This is a genomic window from Palleronia marisminoris, assembly GCF_900172315.1.
GTDB lineage: Bacteria > Pseudomonadota > Alphaproteobacteria > Rhodobacterales > Rhodobacteraceae > Palleronia > Palleronia marisminoris.
This window is the reverse complement of sequence record NZ_FWFV01000002.1, coordinates 291,522-309,805: the sequence shown is the minus strand read 5'-3', so window position 1 is coordinate 309,805 and position 18,284 is coordinate 291,522. Positions and strand designations below refer to the sequence as shown.

The 18,284-nt window shown below is 66.2% G+C and carries 16 protein-coding genes; 10 read left to right on the top strand and 6 right to left on the bottom strand.

What is annotated here, in order from left to right; translation table 11 throughout:
* Window positions 1-74: 74 nt before the first annotated feature.
* Window positions 75-833, bottom strand: coding sequence for an alpha/beta fold hydrolase (locus tag PAM7066_RS05225; protein WP_085853084.1), 759 nt, complete (start codon window positions 831-833; stop codon window positions 75-77).
* 28 nt (window positions 834-861) lie between these two features.
* Window positions 862-2,157, bottom strand: coding sequence for a serine hydroxymethyltransferase (gene glyA / locus PAM7066_RS05220; RefSeq protein WP_085853083.1), 1,296 nt, complete (start codon window positions 2,155-2,157; stop codon window positions 862-864).
* A 134-nt stretch (window positions 2,158-2,291) separates the two neighbouring features.
* Here glyA and PAM7066_RS05215 point away from each other — a divergent pair, with 134 nt between their 5' ends.
* Window positions 2,292-3,053 carry an NAD kinase gene (locus tag PAM7066_RS05215; RefSeq protein ID WP_085853082.1) on the top strand — a complete coding sequence of 254 codons (762 nt, stop codon included), beginning with the start codon at window positions 2,292-2,294 and terminating at the stop codon, window positions 3,051-3,053.
* Here the strand turns inward: PAM7066_RS05215 and PAM7066_RS05210 are convergent.
* Window positions 3,050-4,015 (bottom strand): DUF2125 domain-containing protein, encoded by a 966-nt coding sequence (locus tag PAM7066_RS05210; protein WP_085853081.1) that lies wholly within the window; start codon window positions 4,013-4,015, stop codon window positions 3,050-3,052. The two genes, PAM7066_RS05215 and PAM7066_RS05210, sit on opposite strands and share 4 nt — an antisense overlap.
* 44 nt (window positions 4,016-4,059) lie before the next feature.
* On the opposite strand from PAM7066_RS05210, the gene PAM7066_RS05205 reads away from it, so the two are divergent.
* The 3 genes from PAM7066_RS05205 (at window position 4,060) to PAM7066_RS05195 (ending at window position 7,999) form a co-directional block, all read left to right on the top strand.
* Window positions 4,060-4,620: a gamma-glutamylcyclotransferase gene (locus tag PAM7066_RS05205; protein WP_245749588.1), complete on the top strand. Its 561-nt coding sequence runs from the start codon at window positions 4,060-4,062 to the stop codon at window positions 4,618-4,620.
* A gap of 64 nt (window positions 4,621-4,684) precedes the next feature.
* On the top strand, window positions 4,685-5,839 hold the full coding sequence (locus tag PAM7066_RS05200; protein WP_085853080.1) for a biopolymer transporter ExbB: 1,155 nt from the start codon (window positions 4,685-4,687) through the stop codon (window positions 5,837-5,839).
* 3 nt (window positions 5,840-5,842) lie between these two features.
* Window positions 5,843-7,999, top strand: a complete 2,157-nt coding sequence (locus tag PAM7066_RS05195) for a peptidoglycan -binding protein (protein WP_085853079.1) — start codon at window positions 5,843-5,845, stop codon at window positions 7,997-7,999.
* A gap of 70 nt (window positions 8,000-8,069) precedes the next feature.
* Here the strand turns inward: PAM7066_RS05195 and clpA are convergent, their stop codons facing one another.
* Together clpA and gloB are read right to left on the bottom strand one after the other, a co-directional pair.
* The gene (gene clpA / locus PAM7066_RS05190; protein ID WP_085853078.1) at window positions 8,070-10,394 is read right to left on the bottom strand and encodes an ATP-dependent Clp protease ATP-binding subunit ClpA; all 2,325 of its coding nucleotides are present in this window, start codon (window positions 10,392-10,394) and stop codon (window positions 8,070-8,072) included.
* Between the two features lie 192 nt (window positions 10,395-10,586).
* Complete coding sequence (gloB, locus tag PAM7066_RS05185) at window positions 10,587-11,351, bottom strand: hydroxyacylglutathione hydrolase (protein ID WP_175484570.1); 765 nt, start codon at window positions 11,349-11,351, stop codon at window positions 10,587-10,589.
* A 63-nt stretch (window positions 11,352-11,414) separates the two neighbouring features.
* Between gloB and PAM7066_RS05180 the strand changes: the two genes are divergently transcribed.
* From PAM7066_RS05180 to PAM7066_RS05155, 6 genes are all read left to right on the top strand, one after another.
* The gene (locus tag PAM7066_RS05180; protein WP_085853076.1) at window positions 11,415-12,191 is read left to right on the top strand and encodes a methyltransferase domain-containing protein; all 777 of its coding nucleotides are present in this window, start codon (window positions 11,415-11,417) and stop codon (window positions 12,189-12,191) included.
* A 158-nt stretch (window positions 12,192-12,349) separates the two neighbouring features.
* Window positions 12,350-12,916 (top strand): F0F1 ATP synthase subunit delta, encoded by a 567-nt coding sequence (locus PAM7066_RS05175; RefSeq protein WP_085853075.1) that lies wholly within the window; start codon window positions 12,350-12,352, stop codon window positions 12,914-12,916.
* Entirely contained in the window at window positions 12,917-14,452 is a 1,536-nt protein-coding gene (gene atpA, locus PAM7066_RS05170) for a F0F1 ATP synthase subunit alpha (RefSeq protein ID WP_085853074.1), read from the top strand.
* Window positions 14,453-14,483: 31 nt separating this feature from the next.
* Entirely contained in the window at window positions 14,484-15,365 is an 882-nt protein-coding gene (locus PAM7066_RS05165; RefSeq protein ID WP_085853073.1) for a F0F1 ATP synthase subunit gamma, read from the top strand.
* Window positions 15,366-15,384: 19 nt separating this feature from the next.
* Window positions 15,385-16,806 (top strand): F0F1 ATP synthase subunit beta, encoded by a 1,422-nt coding sequence (gene atpD / locus PAM7066_RS05160; RefSeq protein WP_085853072.1) that lies wholly within the window; start codon window positions 15,385-15,387, stop codon window positions 16,804-16,806.
* A gap of 50 nt (window positions 16,807-16,856) precedes the next feature.
* Window positions 16,857-17,294 carry a F0F1 ATP synthase subunit epsilon gene (locus PAM7066_RS05155; RefSeq protein ID WP_085853071.1) on the top strand — a complete coding sequence of 146 codons (438 nt, stop codon included), beginning with the start codon at window positions 16,857-16,859 and terminating at the stop codon, window positions 17,292-17,294.
* Between the two features lie 52 nt (window positions 17,295-17,346).
* Here PAM7066_RS05155 and PAM7066_RS05150 read toward each other — a convergent pair whose 3' ends face one another.
* Window positions 17,347-18,156 (bottom strand): division plane positioning ATPase MipZ, encoded by an 810-nt coding sequence (locus tag PAM7066_RS05150; RefSeq protein ID WP_085853070.1) that lies wholly within the window; start codon window positions 18,154-18,156, stop codon window positions 17,347-17,349.
* Between the last annotated feature and the right edge of the window lie 128 nt (window positions 18,157-18,284).

The following is an 18,284-nucleotide window of genomic DNA, read 5'->3' as shown; positions in this document are numbered from 1 at the left end:
GTCGCTCTCCTGATTGTGTTCGGGGAGTCAAGTCATAGTGCCCCGCAAACGTTCCATGCATGAGGGGAATTGCGCTAGTCGGCGCCCCTGTCGAGGAAGGCGCGGATCGCGGCCTCGGTCTCGCGCGGCTTTTCGGCGTGCAGCCAGTGCCCCGCATCGGGGATCGACGCGAACCGCGCCTTGGGGAACAGGTCACGGATCGCGGGGCGACTGTCGGGGGTCACGTAGTCGCTGTCGGCGCCGCTCAGGAACAGGGCGGGGCCGGGGAAACTCCCCGACAGGCCCGGCCATCCCACGATCCCCGGCATCTCGCGCTCCAGAACGTCCAGGTTGAGCTGCCACCGCCGGTTCTGCACGTCGAGGCTTTGCAGCAGGAAGGCGCGGACGCCCTTCGTCTCGACATGTTCGGCCAGCATCTCGTCGGCGTCGCGTCGGGTGTTGATTGCGTCGAGGTCGAGGGACTTCATCGCCTCGACCAGGTGCGCCTGCGTGTGGGTGTAGGCCACGGGCGCGATGTCAGCGACGATCAGGCGGTCGACCAGGTCGGGGTGACGGAGGGCGAGGGCCATCGCGGCCTTCCCCCCCATCGAATGACCCATTACGTGACTGGGACCGGAAAGCGTCTCGGCCAAATCCCCCGCGAGTGCCTCGTAGGAGTGATCGTCGGACCAGCCCGAATCGCCGTGGTTCCGCATGTCCACGGCGGTGACCCGGAAGCTGTCCGACAGCCGCTTCTGGATCACGCCCCAGTTGCGCGCGGACCCGAAGAGCCCGTGCGCGATCAGAAGGGCGGGCGCGCCTTCGGGACCCGAGATGGTGGTTTCAAGCTTCATGGCCGCCCCACCGTTGACTGCGCCGCGCTCACAGCTGCGGGTAGATCGGGAAACGGGCGCAAAGATCTGCCACTTCGCCGCGCACGGCGGCTTCGACCTCGTCGTTGCTATCGGCTCCGTTCGCGGCAAGGCCGTCCACCACGCGCACGATCCAGTCGCCGATCTGGCGGAACTCGGGTTCGCCGAAGCCGCGCGTCGTTCCGGCGGGACTGCCGAGGCGGATGCCGCTGGTGACCGTGGGCTTCTCGTCGTCGAAGGGAATGCCGTTCTTGTTGCAGGTGATGTGCGCCCGGCCGAGCGCGGTTTCCGTCACGTTGCCCTTCACGCCCTTCGGCCGCAGGTCGACCAGCAGAAGATGGCCGTCGGTCCCGTTGGTCACGATATCCAACCCGCCCTTCATCAACTGGTCCGCCAGTGCCTTGGCGTTCTGGATCACCTGCTGCTGATAGGTCCTGAAGCCGGGCTCGAGCGCCTCCTTGAAGGCGACGGCCTTGGCGGCGATCACATGCATCAGCGGCCCGCCCTGGATGCCGGGGAAGATCGCCGAGTTCACCTTCTTGGCGATCGCCTCGTCATTGGTCAGGATCATGCCGCCCCGCGGTCCGCGCAGGGTCTTGTGAGTCGTCGTCGTCACCACATGCGCGTGCGGGAAGGGCGACGGATACTCTCCGGCCGCAACGAGGCCCGCGAAATGGGCCATGTCCACCAGAAGGTAGGCGCCGACCGCATCCGCAATCTCGCGCATCCGGGCGAAGTCGATCACGCGCGGAATGGCTGAGCCGCCGGCGATGATCAGCTTCGGTTGGTGCTCTTTCGCGAGCGCCTCGACCTGGTCGTAGTCGGGCAGCAGGTCCTGCTTCTTGACGCCGTACTGGATGGCGTTGAACCACTTGCCCGACTGGTTCGGCTTGGCGCCGTGGGTCAGGTGCCCGCCCGCGTCGAGGCTCATCCCCAGGATCGTGTCGCCGGGCTTGATCAGCGCGGTGAAGACGCCCTGGTTGGCCTGACTGCCCGAGTTCGGCTGCACGTTCGCGAAGTCGCAGCCGAAGAGCTGCTTGGCGCGATCGATGGCGAGATTCTCGGCGATGTCGACGAACTGGCAGCCGCCATAGTAGCGCTTGCCGGGATACCCCTCGGCGTACTTGTTGGTCAGGACCGAGCCCTGCGCCTCCATCACGGCGCGGCTGACGATGTTCTCGGACGCAATCAGCTCGATCTCGTCGCGCTGCCGACCAAGCTCCTGGCCCATTGCCTGGCTCAGTTCGGGGTCGATTTCGCTGAGGCTCTTGGTGAAGAAGCCTTCGTCGCGGTGAGGCGCGTTCATCGGGCCGGTCCTTTCCTCTGACGGTTCGAGGCTCCATTAAACCGAACATTGCCATTGGGGAAGGGGATCGCACGACGCACCGCTTGCGTTTCGCGACTTCAGGGGCAACGGTCCGAGGGACGGAAAGGGTAGTCATGAGCCGCAAGATCGCCTTCACGGCCAGCCGCAGCGACGTGGCCCAGAAGGCCCTGGCAACGCTGACCCGCAGGTATGGCAACGCCGCGCAGGACGAGGCCGACGTGATCGTCGCCCTGGGCGGCGATGGCCACATGCTGCGCACGCTGCACACCACGCAGAAACTGCGCGCCCCGGTCTATGGCATGAATTGCGGGACCATCGGGTTCCTGATGAACGAATACCGCGAGGATGACCTGCTGGAGCGGCTGGATGCCGCCGAGCAGGAAGAGATCAACCCGTTGTCGATGCAGGCCACGCGCGCCGACGGCACGATCGAGACCCATCTTGCGATCAACGAGGTCTCGCTGCTGCGCCAGGGCCCGCAGGCGGCCAAGCTGTCGATCCAGGTGGACGGGCGCGTTCGGCTGGAAGAGCTCGTCTGCGACGGCGCGCTGGTCGCCACGCCTGCCGGGTCGACGGCCTACAATTACTCGGCCCACGGTCCGATCCTGCCGATCGGCACCGACGTTCTGGCGGTGACGGCCGTTGCGGCGTTTCGGCCCCGTCGCTGGCGCGGCGCCTTGCTGCCCAAGACGGTGACGGTGCGCTTCGACGTGCTCGAGGCCGACAAGCGGCCGGTGATGGCCGATGCCGACGGCCACTCCGTGCGCGACGTCATCTCGGTCGAGGTGATGACCGAGGCGCGCGTGGTCCACTCGATCCTCTTCGACCCCGGCCACGGCCTGCAGGAGCGGCTGATCCAGGAGCAGTTCGTCTAGAGCCGCGGCGCGTCGCCCAGTGGGAACGGACCGAGATAGACGAGGCCATCGCGGAAGCTCAGCGGCAGTTCCAGCCGGTCGCCGTCGCCGGCCACGAAGCGCAGCCCCAGGCGAACCTGTTCGGCCTGGTTCGGCGGGAGCAGCCCGGCAGCGACGGCGATGTCCACGGCGCGCGACCAGTTCCTGAAGGCGACCGAGATCTCGCCGGTCAAGACGCCATCGGCCCCGACCGACAATGCGCCCGAAGCATCCAGACCGACCTCGCCCCAATCGATGTCCAGTCGCGAGATGTCGATCTGGCGAAGCTCGATCGCCTCGCCTTCGAAGGTGCCCCGGTCGATCGGCTCGGCCAGCGTGACCGTCGCATCGAGCGTTGCGCCGTCCACCACTCCGGCCACGCCGAGCTGATCGGCGAAGGCCGGGGGCAGGGCGACCTCGTCGAGCGTCAGGCCGATATTCTGCACCCGACCGTCCTCGGCGTCCTCGGGAACCCGTGTCGCCGCCAGAACCCTGGCCACCGCAAGCGTCAGATCGTCGGATGCGATCCGCAGATCGTCGACGACGAGGTTCGCATGATCCAGCGCCAGAGCCGTGGTCAGCGTCATCGAGGCGCGGGCGCTTTCGGTCGTGATCTCGGCGGTGCCGAAGGGCCCGGCGACGGTCTGCTCGTTCGGCAGCGCGGCGATCAGCTGGTTCGGGCGATAGCTCAGCGCGAAGACCTGCAGGAACGGCGCGCTCCATTCGATCCCCGAGGCCGTGCGGATCCGCGGCTCTTCTATGATCGTGTCGAACCGGTTGGGAAAGCCGGTCACGTCGAGCGACGCCACTTCGACCTCGACCCCGTCCGCCCGGGCGTCATCGATCGCCTCGCGCAGGGTGCTTTCGAGGGCATTCGCCCCCACGAACCAGTAGGCCGACCATCCGACCGCGGCGAGCAGGATCGCAAGAATGAGCAGTCGCATCGATGGCCTTTCGTGTCGCTTGCCCAAGCGATATAGGCGCGGGCATGGCGCAACAAGAACATCACGGCGCGATGTGGGTCTTCGGCTACGGCTCGCTCGTGTGGAACCCCGAATTTTTCGTGGCCGAACGGATCGTCGCACGGCTGGACGGGTACGCCCGGTCGTTCTGCATGTCGTCGATCCACCACCGCGGGACGCCCGAGACGCCGGGCCTGGTCCTCGCGCTCGACGAACGGGACGGGGCGACCTGCACCGGGTTGGCCCTCCGCGTCGAGCCGGGCCACGAAGACGCCACCCTCGCCATGTTGCGCGAGCGCGAACTTGTGACGTCGGCGTATCTCGAACGTCGCCTTTCGCTCGATCTTGCCGACGGGCGCCGGGTCGAGGCCGTAGCCTACGTCATCGACCAGGCGCACGAGCAATACATGCGGGATCTTGACCTCGAAATGCAGGCCCGCATCATCGCCGGGGCCACGGGCGGGCGGGGGCCGAATGACGAATACCTGCACAATACAACGGCACATCTGACAGAGCTGGGAATTTCCGATCCGGATCTCGACTGGTTGAGCACACGTGTCCGCAAGTTGCGCCGGCATCCCGGTTGACGCCCTTGGCGCACCGAACCCCTTGATTTAAGGTCCTCGGACCAAGACAGAGCAGGACAGGCCGATGCAGCGCCGCCCCGACGGGGATCAACGCCCGATCTTTACCCAACCCGTCCGGCAGATCGTCTCGATGATCGTGGTTCTCGTGCTCACGGGCATCGGCATTTTCTTTGCCCTGCCCAACGTGCTGCCGGTCTTTCTGAACAACCCGCTCCTGAATGGCTTCATCGCCCTCGTCTTCCTCGTCGGGGTGCTGGCGTGTTTCTGGCAGGTCCTCCAGCTGATCCAGTCCGTCGGCTGGCTCGAGGGGTTCGTTCGGGATGACCCCGACTTGCGGTTCTCGGCCGCCCCGCGTCTTCTGGCGCCCCTCGCGTCGCTTCTGCGGTCGCGCGGTCGCGAGATGCAGATCTCGGCCACGTCGTCGCGCTCGATCCTCGATTCCGTGGCGACCAGGATCGACGAGGCCCGCGACATCACGCGATACCTCGTCAACCTGCTGATCTTCCTAGGCCTTCTCGGCACGTTCTACGGCCTCGCCACGACCATCCCGGCCCTCGTGGACACCATCCGCGCACTCGCCCCGACCGAAGGCGAGGACGGGATGGAGCTCTTCGGCCGCCTGATGGACGGGCTCGAGGCGCAGTTGGGCGGCATGGGCGTGGCGTTCGGCTCGTCGCTTCTCGGGCTCGCGGGGTCGCTGGTGGTCGGGTTGCTAGAACTCTTCGCGAGCCACGGCCAGAATCGGTTCTACCGCGAACTCGAGGAATGGCTTTCGACCATCACCAAGCTGGGCTTGGCCGGGGCCGACTCCGATGGCTCCGGTGCAATGGGCTCGAACGAAATCCTCGAGCATATGGTCGGTCAGATCGACCGGCTGGAGGCCCTGTTCGAGCAAGGCGAGGAGGCCCGCGCCAACACGGATCGCCGGTTGGGACAGCTCGGCGAGGGGCTGGCGCGCCTGCACGAGCGCCTGGAAGGCGAGGGCGACCTGTCGGGGGTGCTCGCGCGGGTGGCCGATGGTCAGGACAAGCTGGCGGATGCCCTGACCGACGCCTCGGCCGGCACGCTCGACGCCGAAAGCAAGATGCGGTTGCGCTCGATCGACGTGCAGATTCTGCGACTGATCGAGGAAATGGCGGCGGGACGGCACGAAACCACGTCCGAGCTGCGGCAGGAGCTTCGCCAGCTGACACGGGCACTGGGACGCGCAGCGGGGTAAGCCATGCCACTTTCGCGACGGTCTTCTCAGCGGGTCACGGCGAATATCTGGCCCGGATTCGTCGATGCGGTGACGTCGCTGCTGATGGTCATGACGTTCGTGCTGACGATCTTCATCGTCGTGCAATTCGTCCTGCGCGAAGAGATCTCCGGCCAGGAAAGCCAGCTCGACGAGTTGAACCTGGAACTGACGAGCCTTGCCCGTGCGCTTGGCGCGGCGACCGACCGGGCAGAACGCCTCGCCGGCGAACGCGACACTCTCAGCGCCGAGGCTGCACGGCAGGGTGACGTCATCACCTCGCTGCGCAACCGGGTGGGCGAACAATCGGCGCAGATCGCCAGCTTCGAGGATCAGGTCGCCTCGCTTCTGGCCGCGCGCGACGAGGATCGCGCCCGGATCGCCGGCCTGCAGGACGAACGGGACAGCCTGCAGACGCGCGAGGCCGAGCTGGTGTCCGAGCAGGAGGCGCTGAACCTCGCGCTGGCGCAGGCGCGGGACGAGGTCGATGCCGCCGCCGAGCAGGCCCGCCTGGCCGCCGCCCGGCGCGAGGCGCTGCAGGCGCTGATCGCGGATCTCGAGACGGAGGCCGAGCAGGACGCCGAGCGGATCGCCGCGACCGATGCGCAGGTGGCCTCGCTCGAGGCGGACTTGTCCGAGGAAGAGGCCGCTCGCCTGGCCGAAGCTGCCGCGGCCGAAGCGTTGCGGGCCCGGCTGCAGGAAAGTGACGCGGAACTGACCGCCATGTCGCTTGCGCTCGAAGAGCAGCGCCGCGAGGCTGAAGAGACGCTGACCCTTCTCGCGGCGGCCGAAGTGGCCCGGGCGGACCTCAACGATCGCCTCCTCGCCGCGCTGCTTTCGCGCGACCAGGCGGCCGACCAGCGCGACAGCCTCGAAGCATCGCTGGCGGAGGCGCAGGCGCGCAGCGCTGAACTGGACGAGACAACCGAAGATCTGCGGACCGAACTCGCCTCGACCGAAGAGCGCGCGTCCGGCGCCGAGTCGGAACTAGCCAGCGCCCGCGACGCCCGGACCGAGGCGCTGACTCGAGCGGAACGATCGGAGGCGCTTTTGCAAGAAGCCCTCGCGCAACAGGATGCGCAGGCGCGGGAGCTGGCGTCGATCGCGGATGCCCTCGACGCTGCAAGGGCGGCGCGGCTGGCGTTTCAGGGTGATCTCGAGAATGCCCGCGCCGAGTTGGAGGCCGCCGAGGCCGAAGTCGCCGAATTGCGTGCCGAAGCTGGCCGCGAAGCTGACGAGCGCGATCGCTTGGCCGCCGAGCTTGCCGCGGCGCAAAGCGAGGCACAGGCACTGGATGCGGCTCGAAATACGCAGGCAGACCTGCGCGAGCAGCTTGAAGAGGCCCTCGCGCTGAAGCTCGAGGCCGAGAACAGGACCCGGGAGCAACTCGACGAGGCGGAACGTCGCGATGCGCTTCTGGCCACGGCGCGCGAGCGTCTGGCCGAGGAGGAGCAGGTCAGCGACGCGCGGCAGCGCGAGGTCGCCGCCCTCAACGCTCAGGTGGCCGAACTGCGCGACCAGCTTGGCAGCCTGCAGGGGCTTCTGGACGCGGCCGAGGAGGCCGATGCGGAAAGTGCGGCCCGGATCGAAACCCTCGGCGCGGAACTGAACGCCGCCCTGGCCCGCGAGGCAATGGAGCAAAGGCGCATCGCCGAGCTGGAAGCGGCCGAACGGCAGCGGCTCGAGAACTACCAGTCCGAGTTCTTCGGCAGGCTGCGCGAGGTCCTGGGCGACCGGGAGGGCGTGCAGATCGTGGGCGACCGCTTCGTCTTCTCGTCCGAGGTGCTGTTCCCCTCGGGCTCGGCGGACCTGTCGACGGCTGGGCGCGAGCAGGTCCGGCGCGTGGCCAACCTGCTGGAAGAGGTGGCGGACGAGATCCCGGACAATATTGACTGGGTGATCCGCGTGGACGGGCATACGGACGACGTGCCGCTGTCCGATACCGCGAATTTCGACGACAACTGGGAGCTCAGCCAGGCGCGCGCCTTGTCGGTCGTGCGGTTCATGGCCGATGATCTGGGCTTCCCGGAATGGCGCCTCGCGCCCACGGGCTTCGGCGAATATCGCCCTGTCGATCCGCGCACCACACCGGCCGCGCGGGCGGCCAACCGCCGGATCGAGTTGAAGCTGACCGAGCGCTGAGCCCGCCGCTGTTCGAACCGCTGTTGGACAAGAAAAAACGCCCCGGTCGGAAACCGGGGCGTTTTCTGGACTACTCGGCGGTCAGAAGCGGCGGCCGCTTGGACGAGAGCCGCTTGGTCTCGGGCGGGTTTATGCGCAGGTCGATGGCGCCATCCTTCACGCTCACCTGCACCACGCCGCCCTTTGCCAGATCGCCGAACAGCAGCTCTTCGGCCAGCGGCTTCTTGATGTGCTCCTGGATCACGCGACCCAGCGGACGTGCGCCCATCTTGTCGTCGTAGCCCTTGTCGGCAAGCCATTCCGCGGCCTCGGCGGTCAGCTCGATCGAGACGTTGCGGTCCATCAGTTGCGCCTCGAGCTGGAGGACGAACTTCTCGACCACCCGCATGATCACTTCCTTCGGCAGCGAGCCGAACGAGATCACCGCGTCCAGACGGTTGCGGAACTCGGGGGTGAAGGTCCGCTCGATCGCGGCGGTATCCTCGCCCTCGCGCTTGTCGCGGCCGAAGCCGATGGCTTCCTTGGCCATGTCCGAGGCACCGGCATTCGACGTCATGATCAGGATCACGTTGCGGAAATCCACCGATCGGCCGTTATGGTCGGTCAGCTTGCCGTGGTCCATCACCTGCAGGAGGATGTTGAACACGTCCGGGTGGGCCTTCTCGATCTCGTCTAGTAGCAGCACGCAGTGCGGGTGCTGGTCGACGCCGTCGGTCAGCATGCCACCCTGGTCGAAGCCGACATAGCCCGGAGGCGCACCGATCAGGCGCGAAACCGCGTGCTTCTCCATGTATTCCGACATGTCGAACCGCAGCAGTTCGACGCCAAGCGTGTCTGCAAGCTGCTTGGCCACCTCGGTCTTGCCGACGCCCGTCGGGCCGGCGAAGAGGTAGTTGCCGATCGGCTTTTCGGGCTCGCGCAGGCCGGCGCGGGACAGCTTGATCGCGCTGGACAGAGCGGTGATCGCCTGGTCCTGGCCGAACACGACGCGCTTCAGCGTGTTCTCCAGATCCTTCAGCACCGCCGCATCGTCCTTCGAGACGTTCTTGGGCGGGATGCGGGCGATCTTGGCGACGACGGCCTCGATCTCCTTCGTGCCGATGGTCTTGCGCCGCTTGGACTGCGCCACGAGATGCTGAGCCGCGCCCGCCTCGTCGATCACGTCGATCGCCTTGTCGGGCAGCTTGCGGTCGTTGATGTAGCGGGCCGACAGCTCGACCGCGGTCTTGATCGCGTCGTGAGTGTAGCGGATGTCGTGGTGCTGCTCGAAGTAGGGCTTGAGGCCCTCGAGGATCTTCACGCTGTCATCCACGGTCGGCTCGTTCACGTCGATCTTCTGGAACCGGCGCGACAGGGCGCGGTCCTTCTCGAAGTGCTGGCGGAACTCCTTGTAGGTGGTCGAGCCCATGCAGCGCAGCTTGCCGCCCTGAAGTGCGGGCTTCAGCAGGTTCGACGCGTCCATCGCGCCGCCCGAGGTCGCGCCGGCGCCGATCACGGTGTGGATCTCGTCGATGAAGAGCACGGCGTCCTCGTGTTCCTCCATCTCGGTCATGACGGCCTTCAGCCGCTCTTCGAAGTCGCCGCGATAGCGGGTGCCGGCAAGCAGAGCGCCCATGTCGAGCGAATAGATCGTGGTGCCGGACAGAACCTCGGGCGTCTGACCCTCGACGATCTTCTTGGCGAGCCCCTCGGCGATGGCGGTCTTGCCCACGCCGGGATCGCCCACGAGCAGCGGGTTGTTCTTGCGGCGACGGCAGAGGACCTGCACGCAGCGCTCGACCTCGTGCTCGCGCCCGATCAGGGGGTCGACGTCACCCTTCAGCGACTTCTTGTTCAGGTCCACGCAGTATTTCGCGAGCGCGGAGTCCTTGGTGTCGACGTCCTCGACTTGGGCATCCTCTTCGGCGTCTTCCTCGGGCGCACCCGAGACCGAGCGGCTTTCAGACTGAGCGGGGTCCTTGGCCACGCCGTGGGCGATGAAGTTGACCGCGTCGTAACGGGTCATCTCCTGCTCCTGCAGGAAGAAGGCGGCGTTGGATTCACGTTCGGCGAAGATGGCGACCAGAACGTTGGCCCCGGTGACTTCGGACCGGCCGGAAGACTGGACGTGGATGGCGGCGCGCTGGATCACGCGCTGGAACGCGGCGGTCGGGACGGCCTCGTTGCCCTCGATCTCGGTCACGAGGGTCGAAAGGTCGTCGTCGATGAAATCCACCAGCGACTGCTTCAGCTCTTCGAGATCGACGGAACAGGCACGCATGACCTTGGCCGCGTCCGGCTCGTCCGTGAGGGCGAGCAGGAGGTGCTCCAACGTCGCGAGTTCGTGCCGCCGCGTGTTCGCGAGGGCGAGTGCCTGGTGGATGGCTTGCTCGAGCGTGGTGGAGAATGACGGCACGGGGGTGCTCCTTATCGTTCGGGCGGGGCAACGCAAGGGAGCGTCTCCCCCATCGTGGCCTCGTAAACTTAAAGCTTGGTTGTTGTGGGCTCAGCTTCAAGCAATTTCTGGTCGCGCTTCGTCACATTTATCGTGAGTTGCGAAACAATGACGCAAGGTTGGCGAAAGGAAACGCTGCCCGCGGGCACGGGATCAGAAGGCGTCCTTCCGGGAACGGATTTCGGCGAACGCGGCTGCGTCGTCCGCGTGAGGCATAGATATGGCCTCTTTGACCTCCTGCAAGGAGGCCCGGAGGAACGGGTTGGTCGCCTTTTCCTCGGCCAGCGTCGAGGGGACCGTGAACCGCCCTTCGGCGCGGGCGGCCTCGACCGCGGCCACCCGTTTCTTCAGCGCGTCGTTCCCCGGCTCGACCGTCAGCGCGAAGCGACCGTTGTTCAGGGTGTATTCGTGGCCGGAATAGATCACCGTCTGGTCGGGCAGGGCGGCGAGCTTGCTCAGGCTCTGCCACATCATCTCGGGGGTGCCCTCGAACACCCGCCCGCAGCCGAGTGCCATCAGGCTGTCGGCGGTGAAGGCGGCGTCTGCGTCGGGGACGTGGAAGGCGATATGCCCGATCGTGTGACCCGACACGTCGATCACGCGCACTTCGTGCCCCTCGAACTGGAAGGCATCGCCGTCGCCGACCTCGCGGTCGAGCCTGGGCAGACGGTGCGCATCCTCGCGACCGCCGGTGACGCTGAGGCCAGGATGCGCCTTTCTCAGGTCGGGCAGGCCTTCAACATGGTCCGGATGGTGGTGGGTGATCCAGACCTCGTCGAGCGACCATCCCCGTTCGGACAGTGCGTCGAGGACCGGCGCGGCCTCGGGCGCATCGACCAGTGCGGTCCGCCCGCCCTCGTGCAGGAGGAACGCATAGTTGTCCGTACGACACGGTACGGTGACGATTTCCATGGTCATTGGCATGCCCTCCAGAGACGGTATGTTCTGCACGGAACGGTAAGCCGGAGGGGCCGGGCGGCAATGCATCTGGACGTGCAGGATCTGCGAAACTTCTATTACCGCACGAAGCTTGGCCGTGCGGCGCAGAAGGTGATCCGCGAGCAGGTCCGCTCGTTCTGGCCGAACGCCGGCGGAGATACCGTGGCTGGCTACGGTTTCGCCGTGCCGCTGCTGCGGCCGCTGATGGGCGAAGCGCGCCGGACGGTGGCGTTGATGCCGGGTGGGCAGGGCGTGATGGCCTGGCCGCCGGGGCAGGGGAACATCTCGGTCCTGTGCGAAGAGACCCTGCTGCCCCTGCAGACGGGATTTCTGGACAAGTTGATTCTGCTCCACGGGCTCGAGACGTCGGACACGCCGGGGCGGCTCCTGCAAGAGTGCTACCGGGTTCTGGGGCCGGGGGGCCGCGCGTTGTTCATCGTGCCGAACCGGGCGGGCCTGTGGGCGCGAAACGACCGGACGCCGTTCGGCTATGGCCGGCCCTACAGCCTGTCCCAGCTCGAGGGGCAGTTGCGCAGTTACGACTTCAAGCCGCAGGGCCACGCGGCGGCGCTGTATCAGCCGGTATCCGAAAAGCCATTCTGGCTGCGCTCTGGCGGATTGATGGAAAAGTGGGGCCGGTCGATCACCGGGCGCTTTGCCGGAGGGGTGCTGATGGTCGAGGCGACCAAGCAGGTACCGGCGCGGGCCGGGGGCGTGGGCGCCGTCGAGCGCACGCCCTTGCGTATCCTCGAGGGGGTCGGGCGGCCGGTGCCGGGACGGGCGTTGCAGGAAGATGACGGACGGTGCGCCAACGGGTGAGGCGCGGCGATTGGCGCCCTGCTTTGCGCGGTTGCGGCCCCGTGAACCCTCTGCTAGATCAAGCGCGATTTTCCACGACGGGCCTTCGGCCCAAGCCCCGGCACAGCAAGCCTCGCGCCCGACGGACGCGGGTTTGGTGTGCGAGTAACATCGAAAGGGTGGACGTGTCCGAACCGACTTCGATCTCATCCGGCATTGCGCAACGCTATGCCACGGCCATTTTCGAGCTGGCGAAGGAAGATGATTCCATCGACCAGGTCGCGAACGACGCTGACCTGCTCACGTCGGCGCTGAAGGAAAGCGAGGCGTTTCGCGACCTGATCCACTCGCCGATCTACACGCGCGAAGAGCAGCGCCGCGCGATCGCCGCGCTGGCCGAGAAGATGGGCCTGCACCACATCACTGCGAACACGCTGCAGCTCATGGCGCAGAAGCGGCGCCTCTTCGTGCTGCGCCAGCTGGCCGGGCAGCTGCGTGAAATGATCGCACGCGAGCGCGGCGAGGTCACCGCCGAGGTGACCGCCGCGCACGAGCTGTCGGACGACCAGCGCACCCGCCTTTCCGAGGCGCTGAAGCAGGCCATCGGCCGGGACGTCAACATCAACCTTTCCGTCGACGAACGCCTCATCGGCGGCCTCGTCGTCAAGGTCGGCTCGAAGATGATCGACACGTCGATCCGCTCGAAGCTCGACACCCTCCAGAACACCATGAAAGAGGTCGGATAAATGGGCATCCAAGCTTCCGAGATTTCCTCGATCCTCAAGGATCAGATCAAGAACTTCGGGCAAGAAGCCGAGGTCGCGGAGGTCGGTCGCGTGCTGTCCGTCGGTGACGGGATCGCCCGCGTCTACGGCCTCGACAGCGTCCAGGCCGGCGAGATGGTCGAGTTTCCGAACGGCATCCAGGGCATGGCCCTGAACCTGGAAAGCGACAATGTCGGCGTCGTGATCTTCGGCACCGACCGCGACATCAAGGAAGGCGACACCGTCAAGCGCACCAACTCCATTGTGGACGTGGGCGTGGGTGACGCGATGCTCGGCCGCGTGGTCGACGGCCTCGGCCAGCCCATCGACGGCAAGGGCGAGATCGCCTATGCCGAGCGCCGCGTCGCGGACGTGAAGGCCCCCGGCATCATGCCGCGGAAATCGGTCCACGAGCCCATGGCGACCGGCCTCAAGGCCATCGACGCCATGATCCCGATCGGCCGCGGCCAGCGCGAGCTGATCATCGGCGACCGTCAGACCGGCAAGACCGCCGTGGCGATGGACGCGATCCTGAACCAGAAATCCTACAACGATGCCGCCACGAACGAGGGTGACAAGCTCTACTGCATCTACGTCGCGATCGGCCAGAAGCGGTCGACCGTTGCCCAACTGGTCAAGAAGCTCGAAGAGACCGGCGCGATCGAATACACGACCGTCGTGTCCGCGACCGCCTCCGAGCCGGCGCCGATGCAGTACCTCGCGCCCTACACCGCCACCGCGATGGCCGAGTACTACCGCGACAACGGCCGCCACGCCCTCATCATCTACGACGACCTGTCGAAGCAGGCCGTGGCCTACCGCCAGATGTCGCTTCTGCTGCGCCGCCCGCCCGGCCGTGAAGCCTACCCGGGCGACGTGTTCTACCTCCACTCGCGGCTCCTCGAGCGTTCGGCCAAGCTGGGCGACGAGTACGGCAACGGCTCGCTGACGGCTCTGCCGATCATCGAGACCCAGGGCGGCGACGTCTCGGCGTTCATCCCGACCAACGTGATCTCGATCACCGACGGCCAGATCTTCCTCGAGACCGACCTGTTCTACCAAGGCATCCGCCCCGCCGTGAACACTGGTCTGTCGGTGTCGCGCGTCGGCTCGTCCGCGCAGACCAACGCGATGAAGTCGGTCGCCGGCCCCGTGAAGCTGGAGCTTGCGCAGTACCGCGAGATGGCCGCCTTCGCGCAGTTCGGGTCCGACCTCGACGCGGCGACGCAGAAGCAGCTGAACCGCGGCAAGCGCCTGACCGAGTTGATGAAGCAGCCGCAATACGCGCCGCTGACCAACGCCGAGATCGTTTGCGTGATCTTCGCCGGCACGCAGGGCTACCTGGACAACGTCGCCGTGGGCGACATCCGTCGCTACGAAGAGGGCCTGCTGTCCTTCCTGCGCAATCAGCATCGCGACGTTCTGGACTGGCTGACCAACGAGGATCCCAAGATCAAGGGTGACGCGGCCGACCGGCTGAAGAAGGTTCTCGACGAATACGCCGCGGACTTTTCGTAAACCGGCCGGAACGGCGAAGGAGGAGGGCTGAATGGCCAACCTGAAGGACCTCAAGAACCGGATCTCCTCGGTCAAGAACACCAGGAAGATCACGAAGGCCATGCAGATGGTCGCGGCGGCCAAGCTTCGCCGTGCCCAGGAGGCCGCCGAGAACGCGCGCCCCTATGCAGAGCAGTTCAACGGCGTGATGGGGCAACTGGCCTCGTCCGTCGGCGACAGCCCCACCGCGCCGCTTCTGCTGCGCGGCACGGGGCAGGAGCAGACCTATCTGCTCGTCGTCATGACGGCCGAGAAGGGGCTGTGCGGCGGCTTCAACACGAACATCGCGAAGAAGGCGAGCGCGCGGATCCGCCAGCTCGTGTCCGAGGGCAAGACGGTCAAGATCATCACCGTCGGGAAGAAGGGCCGCGCGGTTCTGCGCCGGACCTATGGCGACATGCTGATCGACCACGTCGACATGACGGACGTGAAGCGCGTCGGCTATGGTGACGCGCAGGGCATCGCGAAGAACGTGCTCGACCGGTTCGATGGGGGCGAATTCGACGTCGCCTACATCTACTATGGCGAGTTCGAGAACGTGATGACGCAGATCCCGACGGAACAGCAGATCATCCCGGCGACCTTCGACCGGCCCGAAGGCGACAGCGCCGCCGGCAATACGCTGTTCGACTACGAGCCCTCGGAAGAGGCGATCCTGGCCGACCTGCTGCCTCGCGGCGTGGCGACGCAGATCTTCGCGGCGCTTCTGGAGAACGGCGCCTCGGAGCAGGGTGCGCGGATGTCCGCGATGGACAGCGCGACGCGGAACGCGGATGACATGGTCGAGAACCTGAACCGCGAATACAACCGGACCCGCCAGGCCGTCATCACGAACGAGCTGATCGAAATCATTTCGGGCGCCGAGGCGCTCTAAGACGAACCGGAGAAACACCATGGCTGACGCAAAAGGCAGAGTGACCCAGGTCATCGGCGCCGTCGTCGACGTTCAGTTCGACGAACACCTGCCGGCAATCCTCAACGCGCTCGAAACCGAGAACCACGGCAACCGCCTTGTCCTCGAGGTTGCCCAGCACCTCGGCGAGAACACCGTCCGGACCATCGCGATGGACGCGACCGAGGGCCTCGTCCGCGGTCAGGAAGTCCGTGACACCGGCGGCGCGATCAAGATGCCCGTGGGCGACGCGACGCTCGGCCGGATCATGAACGTCATCGGCCAGCCGGTGGACGAAGGTGCACCGATCGAGACGACCGAATACCGCGAGATCCACCAGAAGGCGCCGGAATTCGCGCAGCAGGCGACCTCGTCCGAGATCCTCGTGACCGGCATCAAGGTCATCGACCTGCTCGCCCCGTATTCGAAGGGCGGCAAGATCGGCCTCTTCGGCGGTGCCGGCGTGGGCAAGACGGTTCTGATCATGGAACTGATCAACAACATCGCGAAGGTGCACTCGGGCTACTCCGTGTTCGCCGGCGTGGGTGAGCGGACGCGTGAGGGCAACGACCTCTACCACGAGATGGTCGAATCGAACGTCATCAAGCCGGACAACCTGACCGAGTCCCAGGTGGCCCTGGTCTACGGCCAGATGAACGAGCCGCCGGGAGCGCGGATGCGCGTCGCCCTGTCGGGCCTGACGCTGGCCGAGCACTTCCGCGACCAGTCGGGTTCTGACGTGCTGTTCTTTGTCGACAACATCTTCCGCTTCACGCAGGCGGGCTCCGAGGTGTCGGCGCTTCTGGGTCGTATCCCTTCGGCCGTGGGCTACCAGCCGACTCTGGCCACAGACATGGGCCAGATGCAGGAGCGGATTACCTCGACCAAGTCGGGCTCGATCACCTCGATCCAGGCCGTCTACGTTCCCGCGGACGACCTGACCGACCCCGCGCCTGCCACGACCTTTGCCCACCTCGACGCCACCACGGTTCTGTCGCGCTCGATCTCCGAGCAGGGCATCTACCCGGCCGTGGACCCGCTCGACTCGACCTCGCGCCTGATGGACCCGTCCATCCTGGGCGAAGAGCACTACCAGGTTGCGCGTGACGTGCAGGGCATCCTGCAGCGCTACAAGGAACTGCAGGACATCATCGCGATCCTTGGCATGGACGAACTGTCGGAAGACGACAAGGCGACCGTGTCGCGGGCCCGCAAGATCCAGCGGTTCCTGTCGCAGCCCTTCGACGTCGCCAAGGTGTTTACCGGCTCGGATGGCGTGCAGGTGCCGATCGAGGACACGATCTCGTCCTTCAAGGCGGTTGTGGCCGGCGAGTACGACCACCTTCCCGAAGGGGCGTTCTACATGGTCGGCGGCATCGAGGACGTTAAGGCCAAGGCCGAGCGCATGAGCGAGAACGCCTGATCCACGCGGTGCGCGGCCAGCCCGCGCACCCGTCTCCAAGGAGAACCTGAATGGCCGACATGATGCAGTTCGACCTCGTCAGCCCCGAGCGGCGGATCGCCTCGTACAAGGCGAGCGCCGTCAAGCTTCCGGGCGCCGAGGGCGATCTTACCGCCATGGCAAATCACGCACCGCTCATCACCACGCTGCGGCCCGGTGTGCTGCATGTCGAGGGCGAGCAGGGGACGGACGAGTACGTCGTCACCGGTGGTTTCGCGCAGATCACCCCGGAGGGCATCTCGGTGCTGGCCGAGGAAAGCTACCACCGCGACGAGATGAGCCAGGAAATTCTGGACCGCATGATCGACGAGGTTGCCGAGAAGCAGCGCAAGTCGATCGAGGCGTCTCACAACCAGCCCGGGCCGACCGACGACGCGGCCAAGCTGTTGTCGGACATGATGGCGATGGGAAGCCACATCGGTCTATCGCCGAAGCAACCCAATCTCTGACGCTTCAGGGGCCGGTGATCCGGCCCCTTTTTTTGCCGTGAGCGTCCGGGCGTCAGAAATCGACGCCCACGCCGGGCAGGTTCAGGGTGCGCAGCAGGTCGCGCAGCTCTTGCCGCGCGGCGACGTTCGACAGGTTCAGTCCGCCCACGCCCAAATCCTTCAGGTCCAGCAGCGTCAGGCCACGCGGGAATAGCTCGCGGAAGATAACGCGTTCGGAAAAGCCCGGGCAGGCGCGGAAGCCGATGCGCTTTGCGAGGTTCTCGACCGCATCTCCCACACGCTTCTTGTTGCGCATCTGCTGTGAGCCAAGACGGTTGCGCACCACGATCCAGTCGATCGGCGGCATCCCGGCGCGGGCGCGAAGCTGGCGCGCGTTCCACACCATCTCGGAATAGACAGAGGGGCCGAGGATCTTGTTGGTGTTGCCATCGACGCGGGCCAGAAGGTCGAAGTCCACGAAGCTGTCGTTCAGGGGCGTGATCAGCGTGTCGGCGAGACTGTGAGCGACCTGGCTGAGCCGTGTGTGCGAGCCGGGGCAATCGATCAGGACAAAGTCGGCGCGGTCCCCCAGCTCCGCCACAGCGCTGGTGAGGCGGTGATCCTGCACGTTCTCGCCGGGGGCGATGGCCTCGGGGTCGGGGTCGGGCAGAAGGCGCCATTCCGGGGTCGGAAGATCGAGCCCGGAGGATTCCATGAACGATAGCCGGTTTTCGATATAGCGACCGAAGCTCTGCTGGCGCAGGTCGAGGTCCAGCGCCCCCACCTTGTGCCCCATCCGGGCGAGCGCCGTCGCCACGTGCATCGAGGTCGTGGACTTGCCCGACCCGCCCTTCTCGTTCCCGACGACGATTATATGCGCCATACCGCTCGCTATTCGTTACCTTTTCCCCCTGCCTATATTGGCGAAGTACCGGCAATGGAAGCGCTGGGGGCCACCTGTGAACGGACGGCGGGCCTCCGCCCCAAGCGCGCCGGGAGAGTGTCGCGCAA